This is a genomic window from Streptomyces sp. PL-25, from assembly GCF_058344915.1.
Genome location: NZ_CP136997.1, coordinates 3,240,698 through 3,256,172 on the forward strand (window position 1 = coordinate 3,240,698; position 15,475 = coordinate 3,256,172).

At 74.9% G+C, this 15,475-nt stretch carries 16 protein-coding genes; 3 read left to right on the top strand and 13 right to left on the bottom strand.

What is annotated here, in order from left to right:
* Nucleotides 1-169 precede the first annotated feature (169 nt).
* Nucleotides 170-775 carry an SCO3374 family protein gene (locus R4Z62_RS14410; protein ID WP_491519977.1) on the top strand — a complete coding sequence of 202 codons (606 nt, stop codon included), beginning with the start codon at nt 170-172 and terminating at the stop codon, nt 773-775.
* Nucleotides 776-791: 16 nt separating this feature from the next.
* On the opposite strand, the gene R4Z62_RS14415 is transcribed toward R4Z62_RS14410, so the two are convergent.
* From R4Z62_RS14415 to R4Z62_RS14460, 10 genes are all read right to left on the bottom strand, one after another.
* Nucleotides 792-1,130: a histone-like nucleoid-structuring protein Lsr2 gene (locus R4Z62_RS14415; RefSeq protein ID WP_018568857.1), complete on the bottom strand. Its 339-nt coding sequence runs from the start codon at nt 1,128-1,130 to the stop codon at nt 792-794.
* Nucleotides 1,131-1,392: 262 nt separating this feature from the next.
* The gene (locus tag R4Z62_RS14420; RefSeq protein WP_078509999.1) at nt 1,393-1,962 is read right to left on the bottom strand and encodes an amino-acid N-acetyltransferase; all 570 of its coding nucleotides are present in this window, start codon (nt 1,960-1,962) and stop codon (nt 1,393-1,395) included.
* Nucleotides 1,963-1,971: 9 nt separating this feature from the next.
* The gene (locus R4Z62_RS14425; RefSeq protein WP_079159023.1) at nt 1,972-2,484 is read right to left on the bottom strand and encodes a BlaI/MecI/CopY family transcriptional regulator; all 513 of its coding nucleotides are present in this window, start codon (nt 2,482-2,484) and stop codon (nt 1,972-1,974) included.
* 145 nt (nt 2,485-2,629) lie between these two features.
* Complete coding sequence (locus R4Z62_RS14430) at nt 2,630-2,821, bottom strand: hypothetical protein (protein WP_355478300.1); 192 nt, start codon at nt 2,819-2,821, stop codon at nt 2,630-2,632.
* 54 nt (nt 2,822-2,875) lie between these two features.
* Nucleotides 2,876-3,607: a serine/threonine-protein kinase gene (locus R4Z62_RS14435; protein ID WP_355478298.1), complete on the bottom strand. Its 732-nt coding sequence runs from the start codon at nt 3,605-3,607 to the stop codon at nt 2,876-2,878.
* 1,116 nt (nt 3,608-4,723) lie between these two features.
* Nucleotides 4,724-5,521 (bottom strand): type III pantothenate kinase, encoded by a 798-nt coding sequence (locus R4Z62_RS14440; RefSeq protein ID WP_018568862.1) that lies wholly within the window; start codon nt 5,519-5,521, stop codon nt 4,724-4,726.
* Nucleotides 5,512-6,516 carry a carboxylating nicotinate-nucleotide diphosphorylase gene (gene nadC / locus R4Z62_RS14445; protein WP_064534423.1) on the bottom strand — a complete coding sequence of 335 codons (1,005 nt, stop codon included), beginning with the start codon at nt 6,514-6,516 and terminating at the stop codon, nt 5,512-5,514. Before nadC ends, R4Z62_RS14440 begins: the two co-directional genes overlap by 10 nt.
* A 4-nt stretch (nt 6,517-6,520) precedes the next feature.
* Complete coding sequence (locus tag R4Z62_RS14450; protein ID WP_491519978.1) at nt 6,521-8,254, bottom strand: L-aspartate oxidase; 1,734 nt, start codon at nt 8,252-8,254, stop codon at nt 6,521-6,523.
* Entirely contained in the window at nt 8,251-9,270 is a 1,020-nt protein-coding gene (gene panC, locus R4Z62_RS14455; RefSeq protein WP_064534421.1) for a pantoate--beta-alanine ligase, read from the bottom strand. The genes R4Z62_RS14450 and panC overlap by 4 nt, the downstream gene beginning before the upstream one ends.
* A 91-nt stretch (nt 9,271-9,361) precedes the next feature.
* Nucleotides 9,362-10,315, bottom strand: coding sequence for a Rossmann-like and DUF2520 domain-containing protein (locus R4Z62_RS14460; RefSeq protein ID WP_385504760.1), 954 nt, complete (start codon nt 10,313-10,315; stop codon nt 9,362-9,364).
* Nucleotides 10,316-10,504: 189 nt separating this feature from the next.
* Between R4Z62_RS14460 and R4Z62_RS14465 the strand changes: the two genes are divergently transcribed.
* A complete protein-coding gene (locus R4Z62_RS14465) occupies nt 10,505-11,752 on the top strand; it encodes a threonine aldolase family protein (protein WP_491519979.1) in 1,248 nt (415 codons plus the stop codon).
* Nucleotides 11,753-11,807: 55 nt separating this feature from the next.
* Here R4Z62_RS14465 and R4Z62_RS14470 read toward each other — a convergent pair whose 3' ends face one another.
* A complete protein-coding gene (locus R4Z62_RS14470) occupies nt 11,808-12,035 on the bottom strand; it encodes a hypothetical protein (protein ID WP_491519980.1) in 228 nt (75 codons plus the stop codon).
* Nucleotides 12,036-12,189: 154 nt separating this feature from the next.
* Here R4Z62_RS14470 and R4Z62_RS14475 point away from each other — a divergent pair, with 154 nt between their 5' ends.
* A complete protein-coding gene (locus tag R4Z62_RS14475; RefSeq protein WP_491519981.1) occupies nt 12,190-13,296 on the top strand; it encodes a DUF5937 family protein in 1,107 nt (368 codons plus the stop codon).
* Between the two features lie 56 nt (nt 13,297-13,352).
* Here the strand turns inward: R4Z62_RS14475 and R4Z62_RS14480 are convergent, their stop codons facing one another.
* Complete coding sequence (locus R4Z62_RS14480) at nt 13,353-14,024, bottom strand: response regulator (protein WP_018568870.1); 672 nt, start codon at nt 14,022-14,024, stop codon at nt 13,353-13,355.
* 136 nt (nt 14,025-14,160) lie between these two features.
* Entirely contained in the window at nt 14,161-15,366 is a 1,206-nt protein-coding gene (locus R4Z62_RS14485) for a sensor histidine kinase (RefSeq protein WP_064534417.1), read from the bottom strand.
* Between the last annotated feature and the right edge of the window lie 109 nt (nt 15,367-15,475).

Genomic DNA, 15,475 nt, shown 5'->3' on the forward strand with positions numbered 1-15,475 from the left:
TGTCTTACCCGCGGGAACGGACACTCCATGCGGGACGCCCCGGTTCCCTCCGCTATGGGCGAACACCCTTGCGCGCCGTACCGCCGCCGGGCGCCCCCGCTTCGGACACACAGGGCGCACGGAGGGCGACGCACCGTAACCTCCGGGCGGGCGCGGCGGTTGGACCGGCATGGTCGGCAGCCTCTCCGCGATCCCCACGGCCCCGCTCCCCCTCCCGTCCCCTCGCCGGCCGCTCGATCCCGCCGACCGGGCGCGCCGCTGGTACGAGAACGAGCTGGGGTGGGCGACGGTGCCCGGAGCACCGGTACGACTTGTCGTGGGCCACGGCTTCGACGTCCTGGACGTGCCGCTGGAGGCGGGCCGTGCGACGCTGCGCCGCCTGGGCACGTGTCCGGGCGTGCCCGCGTCCCCGGTGGCCGTCCAGGGGGACCGGATGCGGCTGCTGGTGGCCGCGGGCGGCGCGGAGGAGCTTCCGGGGCTGCTGCGCTGGCTGGAGTGGGACGCGCTGGACCTGGACCTGGTGGGCCTTGGGGCGGGGGCGCTGATGGACGCGCCGCCGGTGCCCGGCACCGGGGCGCGGACCCGCGCGCAGGGGGCCGCCGAGTGGCTGCGGCCCCCCGAGTCCGGAGGCGAGGTCGAGTCCTCGCTGCCGACGTTGTCGGCGCAGGGGGCCGGTGGGGGCGCCCCCGATCTCGTACGGCTGGTGCGCACCGCTGCGACGCAGTGCCACCGGGTCCGGCTGCGGCACGCGCGAGGCCGGTCACCGGTCCGGTAGGTCTTGCCTGCGGTGACTAGCCGTTCGCCTTCTCGTACGCCTCGCGGATGGTCGCGGGGACACGGCCGCGGTCGTTGACGTCGTAGCCGTTCTCCTTGGCCCACGCACGGATCTGCGCGGTGTCCTGGCTGCCGCCGGCCGCCGCCGCACGCGCCTTTCCGCGCCCGCCCGAAGCACGGCCGCCGGTACGCCGGCCGCTCTTCACGTACGGCTCGAGAAGACCGCGGAGCTTGTCCGCATTGGCGGTGGTGAGATCGATCTCGTAGGTCTTGCCGTCCAGTGCGAACGTAACGGTCTCGTCCGCCTCGCCGCCGTCGAGGTCATCGACAAGAAGGACCTGAACCTTCTGTGCCACCGGATTTCCTTTCATCGATAACGTCAGGGCCGGGGTGGGTCGGCGTCCGCCGTTTCACCGTCCCCTGTTATATGCAGTACTGCAGTACGTCGGAAAGCAAACCGCTTTTGCGGGAAAAACACAAACCCCTGGGAGAGACCGGGCCCTCATCCCCGCCCGGAAACATACGCGTTTCGGACATAGGGAACGCGGGCATGGCCGGTCCGGCGGAATGCGGCTTCCACGGCTCGGCACCGCCGTCCTCTCCGGGCGCCGGGGTGGATCACAGATGCAGAAGCATCCGACTGTTGCCCAAGGTGTTCGGTTTCACTCGTTCGAGACCCAGGAACTCCGCGACGCCCTCGTCATAGGAACGCATCAGCTCGGCGTAGACATCCGTGTCGACGGGTGTCTCACCGATCTCCACGAAGCCGTGCTTCTCGAAGAAGTCGACTTCGAAGGTCAGGCAGAATACGCGGCGAACGCCGAGCCAGCGTGCGGTCTGGAGCAACTTCTCCAGCAGCCGGTGCCCGACACCGGCGCCCTTGAGCCCCGGCTTCACCGCGAGTGTGCGCACTTCCGCCAGGTCTTCCCACATCACGTGCAGTGCGCCGCACCCGACGACCTCGGCGTTGTCGTCCCGTTCGGCGATCCAGAACTCCTGGATGTCCTCGTAAAGCGTCACGGTCGCTTTGTCGAGGAGGATGCGCCCGCGGGCGTAGTCGTCGAGCAGTCGGCGCACCGCCGGGACATCGCTGGTCCGGGCCCGCCGGACGGTGATGGCTTTCGCGGTGACTTCGCGCTGCGCTGCGGGTCGCTTCGCCGGATGCTCTGCGGGTTGCTCTGCGGGCATGGGCGGACGCTATCGCCCGGTGCCGCCGGCTCCGGCGCCGGGGTTCCGGTCGCCGGTTTCACCGTCGGCTTCGCCATGGGTTTCACCGCCGGTTTCGCCTGCGGTTTCACCGGCGGCGGCTTCGGCGCCTTCCGTGCGCAACCCCGCCGCCGTGGCCTCCGGCGCGCCTTCGACGATCCGTACGGCGTCCCGCAGGGCCTGCCGCTGTTCCTCGCTCATCATGCCGAAGAAGGCGACGAGAGCGGCGGCGGCGTTGTCACTCTGGGACCAGGCGTCGTTCATCAGTGCGGCCGCGTAGGCGGCCCGGGTGGAGACGGCCGCATATCGATAGGCCCGGCCTTCCGCTTCCCGGCGCACCCAGCCCTTCTGATGGAGATTGTCCAAAACGGTCATCACCGTGGTGTACGCGATGGTCCGTTCCTGCTGGAGGTCTTCCAGGACTTCTCGAACGGTCACCGGGCGGTTCCACTTCCACACCCGTGTCATGACCGCGTCTTCGAGTTCTCCCAAGGGGCGAGGCACACCTCAGACCTTAGTGGGAGATGCGGTCAGAGGCGTGCTGAACATCCGATTACGCCACGAAAGCGAACAAAAAGGGCGTACGGCGGGCGGCGGGACGGGAGGTTCCGCCCCGGCGGGCCGGCCGTACGCCGGGCCGGGCGCGGGGTCAGGCGCCGGAGGTGGAGGTCCCCGCGGAGGCGGCGTCCTGGCCGCCTCCCGTACGGGCCAGCGCGGCGTCCACGGCCGCGTCCTCCTTGGCCTTGGCGGCGCCGCCCTGGGTCTTCACGATCACCCTGACCAGGCCGACGAAGAACGCGGCCATCACGATCGGCGGAACGAGTGCGGAGACGTAGTCCATGGATCCAGAGTAGCCAGGGCCCGGGGACAAACAGGGGCGGGGTCGCCCGGACGGCTACACGGCGGCCAGACGGGCGACGAGCCGCTGGCCGGAGCCGGGGGACGGCTGCGCCGGTCTGCGGCGCGGGAAGACCTCGCCGGGCGTCGGGACGGGGCGGCGGGCGGGCTTGCCGCCCCCGGGGGCGGGCGCCGGGCCGGGCCGGGCGGGCTGCGCGGGCCTGGCGGGCTGGGCCGGGGCGGGCTGCGCGGGGGCGGGGCGTTCGCCCGGCTTGGGCGCGGGCCGCTTGGCGGGCCCGGGACCCGCTCCGCCGTCCTGGGCCGAACGGGCGGCCGGCACGCCGGGCGCGGGCGCCCGGACGGCGGCGAGCGGGGCGAAGTCCCCGCGCGGGGCGCGGGAGGCCGGGACGGCCGGGACGGCGCCGTGCCCGGCGCAGCGGCGCAGCAGGGCGGCTGCGGCCGGGTTGCCGCGCAGGGCGCGCAGGGCGGCGAGGTCGTCGGGGACGGGCCGGTAGCCGGCGCCCAGGGCCTCGTCGAGGAGCGCGAAGTAGCCGGAAGCCGAACCGGGCAGCGCGTCGCGGTAGCGGGCCAGGTCGGCCACCAGGAACGCGCGCAGCCGGGCACCCTCGCGCATCGCCTCGTCGAGCGACTCGGCGAGGCGGAGGCAGTCCTGCACGTCCTCGGCACGGGCGGGGCGGAGATGAAGGGCAACGGCGAGGGCGCGGCGGAGCACACGCAGCTCCTCCGCGCCGAACGCCATGCCGCCGCGGGTTCCATATGGCGTGGGCATGGGCCCGACGATACGCGCTAATCAGACAAATTCGACATAAGGCGCGCGCGTGGCGGACATGGCGGGCATGCGCGTGGCGCGGCCTGACGGTGCGTATGCGCGCGGGCGCGGGCGGCCGCGCGTTCGGCTGACGGGGGTGGTCGGGGGCCCAGTCGGGGGGCGGCCGGGGGGCGGTCCCCGGGGAGGGCGCCATGCGCGGGCGGCGCGACCTGACGGGCGCACGCGCGGGCGGCCCGGCCGGCTTGGGTGCCCGGTCCCGTCGGCGCGCAGGGTGTGCGCCGGGCCGGGCGCTGGGCCGGGCGCGGGCGGTCCGTCCAGGCGGTCTGGCCCAGGGGGCGGGTCCGGCCGGGGAATCCACCATGCGCGGGCGGCGCGACCGAGCCGGTGCACGCGCGGGCGCATCCGACCGTGCATTCGGCCAGCGCCGGTGGTCGGAGCGGCCCGGCCGGGGGGTTGGCCCGCCCAGGGGCCGTCCGGCGGGAGGTCCGACCGCAGCGGCGGATACGGCCTGGAGGCAATCCATCCCAGGTGAATCCACCATGCGCGGGCGACTCGACCCGACGGCGCACGCGCGGGCGCATCCGACCGGCTCGGCTGCCCGGTCCTGTCGATGCATGAACGGCGCGCCCGGCCGGGCATTCGGCCGACCCGGCGGTCCGTCCAGGCGGTCTGGCCCGTCTGGCCCAGGGGGGGCGGGTCCGGCCGCAGGGGCAGTCCGGCCGGGGAATCCACCATGCGCGGGCGGCGCGACCGAACGAGCGCACGCGCGGGCGCATCCGACCGCGCGTTCGGCCGGCGCCGGTGGTCGAGCGGCCCCAGTCAGCGGGCCCGGCCGCAGGCGTCGGTATGGCCGGGGGATCCGCCGTGCTCGGGCGGCGCGGCGGGGCGTACGCGCGGGCGCGTCCGGCCGCGTACCTGCCGGCTCGGCCGACCCGCGCATCCGGTCGGCTCGGCCGCCCGGTCCGGTCGGCACGCGGTCCGGGGCGGCCGGGCGGCGCGGTCCGGCCCGGCCCGGCCACCGGGAACGGCCGCCGGGACGCGGTCCGGCCGGTGAGGGCCCGGCTCGCCGTACGCGTGTGGTGGCGCGTACGGCGCTGCGTCACGCGGGCGCGTGCCTCAGAGCCGGGACACGTTCCGCTCGTAGACGAGCCGCAGGCCGATCAGGGTGAGCCAGGGCTCGTGCTCGTCGATCACGGAGGACTCGCCGAGCACCATGGGGGCCAGCCCGCCGGTCGCGATCACGGTGACCTCGTCCGGGTCGTCGGCCAGTTCGCGGGCCATGCGGCCCACGACGCCGTCCACCTGCCCGGCGAACCCGTAGACGATGCCCGCCTGCATCGCCTCGACCGTGTTCTTGCCGATCACGCTGCGCGGCCGGGCCACCTCGATCTTGCGCAGCTGGGCGCCCTTGACGCCGAGGGCGTCCACGGAGATCTCGATGCCGGGGGCGATGACGCCGCCGATGTACTCCCCGCGCGCGGAGACCGCGTCGAACGTCGTCGCCGTGCCGAAGTCGACGACGATGGCCGGGCCGCCGTACAGGTCGACCGCCGCGACCGCGTTGATGATGCGGTCCGCGCCGACCTCCTTGGGGTTGTCGGTCAGGATCGGCACACCGGTCTTGACGCCCGGTTCGACCAGGACGGCCGGGACGTCGCCGTAGTAGCGGCGCGTCACCTCCCGCAGCTCGTGCAGCACCGAGGGGACGGTCGCGCAGATCGCGATGCCGTCGATGCCGTCGCCCAGCTCGTCGCCGAGCAGGGGGTGCATGCCCATCAGGCCCTGGAGCAGGACGGCCAGTTCGTCGGCGGTGCGGCGGGCGTCCGTGGAGATGCGCCAGTGCTCGACGATGTCCTCGCCGTCGAACAGGCCGAGGACCGTGTGCGTGTTGCCCACGTCGATGGTCAGGAGCATGCCTGCTCCGCTTCCGGCGCGCGCAGGTCCAGGCCGATGTCCAGGATCGGCGAGGAGTGGGTGAGGGCGCCGACCGCCAGGAAGTCGACGCCGGTCTCCGCGTAGGCGCGTGCGTTGTCCAGGGTGAGCCGGCCGGAGGCCTCCAGCAGCGCGCGGCCGTCGACGATGGCCACGGCCTCCTCGCACTCGCCGGGCGTGAAGTTGTCCAGCAGGATCAGATCGGCGCCCGCGTCCACCACCTCGCGCAGCTGGTGCAGGGTGTCGACCTCGACCTCGACGGGCACGTCCGGGAAGGCTCCCCGGACGGCCTCGAAGGCCGCCGCGACGCCGCCGGCGGCGACCACGTGGTTGTCCTTGACCAGGGCCGCGTCCGAGAGGGACATGCGGTGGTTGACGCCGCCGCCGGCCCGGACGGCGAACTTCTCCAGGGACCTGAGGCCCGGCGTCGTCTTGCGGGTGTCGCGCACCTTGGCCCGGGTGCCGTCCAGGGCGTCCGCCCACGCGCGCGTGGCGGTCGCGATGCCGGACAGGCGGCACAGCAGGTTCAGCGCGCTGCGCTCGGCGGTCAGCAGGTCGCGCGTGCGCGTGGTGACCGACAGCAGCTTCTGCCCGGCCTCGACGCGGTCGCCGTCCTCGACGTGCCGCTCGACCTCGAACTCGTCCGTGCAGACCACCGAGAGCACCGCCTCGGCGACGCGCAGGCCCGCCACCACACCGGCCTCGCGGGCGGTGAAGTCGCCGGTTGCCACGGCCTCCTCGGGGATGGTCGCGACCGTCGTCACGTCCACGCCGTGGGCCAGGTCCTCCTGCACGGCGACATTGGCGATGTCCTCGACCTCCAGGGGGTCGAGTCCGGCACCGGCCAGCAGTTCGGCGAGCGCCGGGTCGAGCCCGCACTCGTCGTAGCCGTCGTGGTCCTCGTCGGTGTCCGCGCCGCAGGCACAGCCGTCGCCGCAGCCGCCGCTCGGGGCGAGGGGAAGGTCTTCGGTGCTCACTTGTTCACTGCTCCTGGGGACGGCGGGGCCCGGTGGCCCCGGGACGGGTCGGGGGGAAGTCTGCGGTGTCCGTGGTGTGCACGACCGGCGAACGGTCCGGGTTCAGCCGTACGACGATGTGGCGCCGCCAGCGGGCGTCGTCGCGCTCGGCGTGGTCCTCGCGCCAGTGGCAGCCCCGGGTCTCCTCGCGCAGGCCGGCGGCGGCCACCAGGGCGCGGGCCACGCACAGGAGGTTGGTGGCCTCCCAGGTGTCGATGCCGGGCTCGGCGGTCTTGCCGTTCTCGTCGAGGGCGGCGCGGGCCTCGGCGTGCAGCGCGTCCAGCCGGTCGGCGGCCGTGGCCAGGGAGGCGGCGGAGCGCAGCACACCGGCGCCCTCGGTCATGATCCGCTGGATCGCGAACCGGGCCTCGGGGGCCAGCAGCGGGTGCGCGGGCTGCCCGGGGTGCGGGACGAGTTCGGGCACGCGCGCGTGCAGAGCGCCCTTGGACCGCTCGCGGGCGATGTCGGCGGCGATCCGCTCGGCGTAGACCAGCCCCTCCAGGAGGGAGTTGGAGGCGAGCCGGTTGGCGCCGTGCACGCCGGTGCAGGCGACCTCCCCGCACGCGTACAGGCCGGGCACGGTGGTCCGGCCGCGGGAGTCGGTGCGTACGCCCCCGGAGGCGTAGTGGGCGGCCGGGGCGACGGGGACGGGTTCGGTGACCGGGTCGATGCCGTGGGCCCGGCAGGCGGCCAGGATCGTCGGGAAGCGCCGCTCCCACATCGCGGCACCGAAGTGCCGGGCGTCGAGGAACATGTGCTCGGTGCCCAGCTCCTGCATCCGGCGCGTGATGCCCTTGGCGACGATGTCCCGGGGCGCCAGCTCGGCCAGCTCGTGCTGTCCCAGCATGAAGCGCACGCCGTCGGCGTCGACCAGGTGGGCGCCCTCACCGCGGACCGCCTCGGAGACCAGCGGCTGCTGGCCCTCGGCGTCCGCGCCGAGGAAGAGCACCGTCGGGTGGAACTGCACGAACTCCAGGTCGGAGACCTCCGCGCCGGCGCGCAGGGCGAGGGCCACGCCGTCTCCGGTGGACACGGCCGGGTTGGTGGTCGCGGAGAACACCTGGCCCATGCCGCCGGTGGCCAGGACCACGGCCGGCGCGTGCACGGCGCCCACGCCGTCGTGCTGGCCCTCGCCCATCACATGCAGGGTGACGCCCGCGCTGCGGCCCTCGGCGTCGGTGAGCAGGTCCAGGACGAGGGCGTTCTCCACGGTGCGGATCCCGCGCGCGCGGACCGCCTCGACCAGCGCCCGGGACACCTCGGCGCCGGTGGCGTCGCCGCCCGCGTGGACGATGCGGCGGCGGTGGTGGCCGCCCTCGCGGGTGAGCTGGATGCCGCCCGCGTCGTCGGTGTCGAAGCGGGCCCCGGCGGACATGAGCCGCCGGACCGCGTCGGGGCCCTCGGTGACGAGGATCCGTACGGCCTCCTCGTCGCACAGGCCGGCCCCGGCGACCAGGGTGTCGTCCAGGTGCTGTCCGGGGGTGTCGCCCTCGCCGAGGGCCGCGGCGATGCCGCCCTGGGCCCAGCGGGTGGACCCGTCGTCCAGGCGGGCCTTGGTGACGACCACCGTGGTCAGTCCGGCGGCCTCGCAGCGCAGGGCGGCGGTGAGCCCGGCGATGCCGGAGCCGACGACCACGACGTCCGCGGCGACGGACCACCCGGGCGCGGGCGCGGGCAGACGTATGGCGGTGCTGGTCACGAGGCGGCTCCAAGGGTTGCCGGGTCCCCGGGGGCGCCGAAGGCCAGGGGGATGTTGTCGATCAGCCGGGTCGCCCCGACCCGGGCGGCGACGGCGAGGACGGCCTCGCCGGTGAAGCCGTCGCCGATCTCGGTGAAGTCGGCCGGGTCGACCAGGGCCAGGTAGTCCAGTTCGAGCGGCGGGTCGAGGCGGGCGGCCTCGTCGAGGACCAGCCGGGCCGCCGCGCGGACGGCGTCGGGCGCGCCGGGTGCCGCCTTGGCGACGGCGGCGGCGTCGGCCGCGGCACGGGACTCGCCCAGCGCGCTCAGCGCGTCGGCACGCGCGCGCGTGGAGGGCACTTCGCGGGCGCGGGCGCGCAGCGCCTCCTGGGCGGCGTGCCGGTCGCGGCCGGCGAACAGGGCCTGGGAGAGCGCGAGGGCGGTGCGCCGCTCCTGCGGGGAGAGGTAGCGGTTGCGGCTGGACAGGGCCAGTCCGTCGTCCTCGCGGACGGTGGGGACGGCGGTGATCTCCACGCCGAAGTTCAGGTCGCGCACCATGCGGCGGATCAGCGCGAGCTGCTGGGCGTCCTTCTGCCCGAACAGGGCGACGTCCGGGCGGGTGAGGTGCAGCAGCTTGGCGACGACGGTGAGCATGCCGTCGAAGTGCCCGGGGCGCGAGGCGCCCTCCAGGCGCCCGCCCATGGGCCCGGCGGTGACGCGCACCTGCGGCTCGCCGCCGGGGTAGACCTCGTCGACGGAGGGCGCGAGGACGACGTCGGCACCCGCCTGCTCGGCGAGCTTGACGTCCGCCTCCAGGGTGCGCGGGTAGCGGTCCAGGTCCTCGCCCGCGCCGAACTGGAGCGGGTTGACGAACACGGTGACGACGACCTCGCCGCCGTCGCCCGCGCTCCGGCGCGCGGCGCGGATCAGGGCGGCGTGCCCGTCGTGCAGGGCGCCCATGGTCATCACGACGGCGCGGCGGCCGGTGCGCACGCGCGCGTGCAGCTCGTCGGCGGTGCGCAGCAGGGCTGTGGTCATCGGGCGTCTCCGTTCCCGGGCGCCGGGGTCACCGGGCGGCCCTCCTCCGCGGCGGTCCGCGCCGTCCGGTTCGCCGAGTGCCCCGCGCGGGTCATCGGGCATCACCCTCGTCCTCACCGGCGCCGGTGGGGCCGGGGCCCGCGGTCCCTTCGGCCAGGACGCCGAGCAAGTCCTCGGCCAGCTCCGGCTTGAGCAGCCCGTGGGCGAGGGCGCGGTCGGCGGTGGCGCGGGCCATCGCCAGATAGCCCGCGACGGTCTGCGGGGCGTGCCGGCGCAACTCGCCGACGTGTGCGGCGACCGTGCCCGCGTCCCCGCGCGCGACCGGGCCGGTGAGGGCCGCGTCGCCGGAGCGCAGGGCGTTGTCCAGGGCGGCGCCGAGCAGCGGGCCGAGCATCCGGTCGGGGGCGGCCACACCGGCCGCGCGCAGCAGCTCCATGGACTGCGCGACCAGCGTCACCAGATGGTTGGCGCCCAGGGCGAGGGCCGCGTGGTAGAGCGGGCGCATCTCCTCGGCGATCCACTCCGGTTCGCCGCCCATCTCGATGACCAGGGCCTCGGCGGCCATCCGCAGTTCCTCGGGGGCCGTGACGCCGAACGAGCACCCGGCCAGCCGCTGCACGTCCACGGGGGTGCCGGTGAAGGTCATCGCCGGGTGCAGGGCCAGCGGCAGCGCGCCCGCGCGCCGGGCGGGGTCCAGCACCCGCGTGCCGTACCGCCCCGAGGTGTGCACGAGGAGGTGGCCGGGGCGTACGGCGCCGGTCTCGGCGAGGCCCGCGACGAGGGCGGGCAGGGCGTCGTCGGGGACGGTCAGGAGCACCAGGTCGGCGCGCTGGAGGACCTCGGCGGGCGGCACCAGGGGGACGCCGGGCAGCAGGTGCCCGGCCCGCCGCCTGGAGGCGTCGGAGACGCCCGAGGCGGCCACCGGACGGTGGCCCGCGAGCTGGAGGGACGCGGCGAGCGCGGGACCCACCCGGCCGGCGCCGACGACGCCGACGGTGAGCCGCGCGGGGCGGTCCCTGGGGTCTGGCTGTTGGCTTGTACTCACGCGGCAGTGGCCTTCCCGTTCCAGTCCGCTCCGGGTACCGGACGATTTCTCGTCATGTTAACGCTATCCGTCCGGGAGGCGTCCGTTCGTCCACAGGCTGTGGGTCACACCACGGCCCGCGGCGCACCCGCGCGGCCGGCGGTGAAATCCGGGTGCCCCGTGCGAGCGGCGCGGGGGATGATCCACGGCATGGACGACACGGCGGACCAGGACCAGCACCACGGCCGGGCGGACAGCACGGGCCGGACAGATCATCAGGAGGACCCGGCCGAGAACCCGGCCGCGGCCGGGGAGCGGCGCACGCGGTTGCGCGAAAGGCGCCTCGCCGCGTACCGGAGCGCGGAGCGCGTCCTGTCGCGCCCCGCGTATCTCGGCACGCTCCGGGAGCGGCTGGCGGACCTGGAACAGGCACGGGACGTCCACGACCTCGACGAGACGTCGGACATGTACGGCAGCGGTGTCGTCGAGGCCCTGGAGGAGCGGACCGCGGCCCTGCTCGGCAAGGAGGCCGCCGCCTTCTTCCCGACCGGCACGATGGCCCAGCAGGTCGCCCTGCGCTGCTGGGCGGCCCGCACCGGCGACCGGGCCGTGGCCCTGCACGCCCTGGCCCACCCCGAGGTCCACGAACGCCATGCGTTCAGCCAGGTCAGCGGCCTGCGCCCGGTCCGGGTGACGAGCGAGCCCCGGCAGCCGACCGCCGACGAGGTGCGCGACCTGGACGAGTCCTTCGGGACGCTGATGCTGGAGCTGCCCCTGCGGGACGCCGGTTTCCTCCTGCCCACCTGGCAGGAGCTGACGGACGTCGTCGCCGCGGCCCGCGAGCGGGACGCCGTGGTGCACTTCGACGGCGCGCGCCTGTGGGAGGCCACCGAGCACTTCGGACGGCCGCTGGCGGAGATCGCGGACCTGGCCGACAGCGTGTACGTGTCGCTCTACAAGTCCCTGGAGGGCCTCGGCGGCGCGGTGCTCGCCGGGCCGGCCGAGCTGGTGGCCGAGGCGAGGACCTGGCGGCACCGGTACGGCGGCACGGTCTTCCAGCAGTTCCCGACCGCGCTGTCGGCGCTGGCCGGGCTCGACCGGGAGCTGCCCCGCCTGCCCTCGTACGTGCGGCACGCGCGCGTGGTGGCCGCCGCGCTGCGCGAGGGCTTCGCGGCGGCCGGGCTGCCCTGGTTCCGCGTGCACCCCGAGGTGCCGCACACCCATGAGTTCCAGGTCTGGCTGCCGTACGACGCGGACGTGCTCGCCGAGGCGGCGGTGCTCCAGGGGGAGGCGACGCGGACCCTGCTGTTCGCCCGCCCCTGGGACCGCGGCGGCCCCGGGCTCGCCTTCACCGAGGTCACCGTGCGGGCCGAGGGCCTGGAGTGGACGGCGGACGACGTGCGGTCGGCGGTCGCCGGCTTCGCCGCGTGCCTCGCGGAGGCGTGCGCCCGGACCTGACCCGGCGCACCCACGAGGTCGGCGCGGTGCGGCGACGGCCGCGGTCCGGTGGGACTCAGCACCCCGTGGGACGCGGCCGCCGGGCCTGCCGGTGCCGCCACCGGTCCAGGGCCAGGCGCAGCCGCCCGTGCGCCGGGCGGCCCGCGAGCACCGCGCCGAAGCGCCGCCGCTCCCGCAGTTCGCGCACCACCTGCCAGTCGTTGAGGCCCGGCGCGGGGGGTCCCGGCTCGCCGTGGCGGCGGGCGCGGTGGACGTCGAGGAAGTACTGCTCGGTGAGGCTCATGGCCGTATCGCCTTCTCGGGACGGGTGGATGGAAGAGGCTCCGCGGCTGCCCCGGTGCCTCCACCCTGCGCCGCCGCCCGGCCGAAGTCCCGCCGATTGACGGCGGCCGTCAATCGGGCTCCGCGTTGTCAGTGGGCGCGTGCACCATGGGGGCATGAGCGTGCGCATCGACATCACGGGGCTGCGGCCGGAGGGGATCGCCGTCGTGCCCTCTCCCCTGGCCGAGCTGGGCATGGCGCTGCACGCGCTGTCCGAGCCGGCGCACCACCCGGGCCTCCAGGGCTGGGTCACGGGCGTCACCGCCCGGCTCGACCCGCATCTGGCCGACCGGATGTGCGAGGCGGACTTCCTGTGGCGTACGACGTTCTCCGACCTCTTCCTGCCCTTCGCCGGCCTGCCCGGCGCGAGCGGACTGCCGGGGCAGACGCTCGCCGAGGAGCTGGACCTGCTGGACAAGCTGTCCGACGAGCAGTTCGTGGACGCGGCCCTGGAGTTCACCTGCGCCCTGCCCTACAGCGGGCCGGGCCCCGGCCCGCTGGGCGATGCGCGGCTGCGCCGCCGCGCGCTGGAGCTGGCCGCCGCGCGCGGGCCGCAGCAGGTGCTCTTCAGTGAGCGGCTGCTGGCCGACCCGCCCCACATCAGGCGCTGGCTGCGGCAGTTCCTCCAGGACTGCGACGAGGCGTTCTTCGCGGAGACCTGGTCGCGGCTGCGCCACCAGCTCGCGGCGGACGCCCGGCACAAGACGGAGCTGCTGCGCCGCCGGGGCCTGGCCGAGGCGCTGACCGCGGTGTCCCCGGCGGTCGCGCTGGACGAGGCTGCGGGCCGGATCACGGTCGACAAGCTGGGCGACGGGCGGACGGCCACGGCGGGCGGCGGCCTGCTGCTCGTCCCGACGAGCCTGGGCTGGCCGCATCTGATGGTGCTGCACCGCCACGCCTGGCAGCCGGTGCTGCACTACCCGGTCGGCTCGCCCGAGCCGGCCTCGCCGCCCTCGGTGGAGCAGCTGACGCTGCGGATGTCCGCGCTGTCCCACCCGGTGCGGATGCGGCTGTGCCGCAGCCTGGCCCGCAGCGCGTTCACCACCAGCGAGCTGACCCAGGCGCACAGCATGACCGCCCCGGAGATATCCCGGCATCTGAGCGTGCTGAAGAAGGCCGGCCTGGTCACCACCCGGCGCCGCGGCCGGTACGTCTACCACCAGCTGGACGTGACGATGGTGGCCCGGCTGGGCAGCGACTTCCTGGAGGGGATCCTGCGCTGACCGGCGCACCCGGGGGCCTCGGGGGCCTCGGGCGCGTCCGCCGGGCGGAGCGCATCTCAGCCGTGGCCGCCCGCGCGGACGAGCCCCGTCTCATAGGCCAGGACGACCACCTGCACGCGGTCGCGCAGGCCCAGCTTGGTGAGGATGCGGCCCACATGGGTCTTCACGGTCGCCTCGGACAGCACCAGCCGGGCGGCGATCTCGCCGTTGGACAGACCCTGCGCGACCAGGATCATGACCTCGCGCTCCCGCTCGGTGAGCCGCTGGAGCTCCTTGTGCCGGGGCTCCTGGCCGCCGGAGGGCAGCATCGGCGCGAACCGGTCGAGCAGGCGCCGGGTGGTGGAGGGCGCGACGACCGCGTCGCCGCTGTGCACCGCGCGGATCGCGGCGAGCAGGTCGCCGGGCGGCACATCCTTGAGCATGAACCCGGAGGCGCCCGCCTTGAGCCCGGAGAAGGCGTACTCGTCCAGGTCGAAGGTGGTCAGGATCAGCACCTTGGGCGGGTTCGGCTCCGCGCAGACACGGCGGGTGGTCTCCACCCCGTCCAGCTTCGGCATCCGGACGTCCATCAGCACCACGTCGACGGCGGTGGCCCGCAGCACCTGGAGGGCCTCGACGCCGTCACCCGCCTCCGCGACGACCTCCATGTCCGGCTGGGCGGCCAGCACCATCCGGAATCCGGTGCGCAGCAGCACCTGGTCGTCGACGAGCATCACGCGGATCGTCATCGGGGTTCCTCTTCGTCCTAGGAGCGTCATACGGGCGGCACAGCGGCGCGAGCGAGCGGGCAGCGGGCGCGGCCGGTCAGGCGGTGCGCCGGGCGCACAACGGCGTGACAGGTGTCACCGGCCGTGCGCGTCGGCTTCAGTGCGCCGGTTTGAGCGGCAGCAGCGCACTGATACGGAAGCCTCCACCGGGGCGCGGTCCCGCGTCCAGCGTGCCGCCGACCATACCGACGCGCTCGCGCATCCCGATCAGGCCGTGCCCCTGCCCGTCGGCGCCGCCCTCCTCGTACAGCTCGTGCGGGGCGCCCTTGCCGTCGTCCTCGACCAGCAGGCCCAGACCGTCGTCGAAGTACACCAGGCGCACGCTCGCACCCGCGTTCGGTCCGCCGTGCTTGCGGGTGTTGGTGAGCGCCTCCTGCACGATCCGGTACGCGGTCAGCTCGACGCCGCTGGGCAGCGGACGCGGTGTCCCCTCGACCCGGAAGTCGACCGGCAGCCCGGAGCCCCGGCACTGCTCGACCAGGTCCTCGATCTGCTCGGCGTTGGGCTGCGGCACGTACTCGCCGCCCTCCTGGTGCTCGCCGGTGCGCAGCACGCCCAGCAGGCGGCGCATCTCGGCGAGGGCCTGGCGGCCGGTGGAGGAGATCGTCTCCAGGGCCTTCTTGGCCTGGTCGGGCGCGGCGTCCAGCACGTAGGCGGCGCCGTCGGCCTGCACCACCATCACCGACACGTTGTGCGCGACCACGTCGTGCAGCTCGCGGGCGATGCGGGCGCGCTCGGCGGCGACCGCGACCTTGGCCTGCGCCTCGCGCTCCTTCTCCAGCCGGGCGGCCCGCTCCTCCAGCTGCGCGAAGTAGGCGCGGCGGGTGCGCATGGAGTCGCCGAGCACCCAGGCCAGGGCGAACGGCACGGTCGTGAAGATGGCTATCGCCACATTCCCGGCGACGCTGGAGTTCTCCTGCGGCCAGCGGATCTGGGCCAGCGTCGCCGCGGACATCCCGCCGGCCAGGGCGAACCGGGAGGCCCAGCGGGCGCCGATCGCGGCGACCGTGTAGATGATCACCAGCATGGCGAAGTCGGCGACCGTGGTCTCGATGTCCAGCACCAGCTGGGCCGCGCCCGTCGCCGCCGCCAGCAGCACCATCTTCTCGGGCATCCGGCGGCGCAGCGCGACCACCACGCTCAGCACCACGGACACCGCGAGCGCCGCGGGGAGCGTCCCGTGGTGGCCCGGCGTCCCGTCGACACTCACCGCGCCCAGGCCGGAGAACCCGAGCAGGACGAGGGCCCAGAAGCCGTCGACCCATGCCGGGTGCCTGCGGAGAAAGTCGTAGAGACGCTGCACGTAACCCAGAGTAGGGAAACGTGAGTGGTGCACGGGTCAACCGGAGGGCCGATCCGCACCCCCCGGGCGTACTCCCCAAGGTGGAGGTCGTGATCGCCTGTACGCCTAC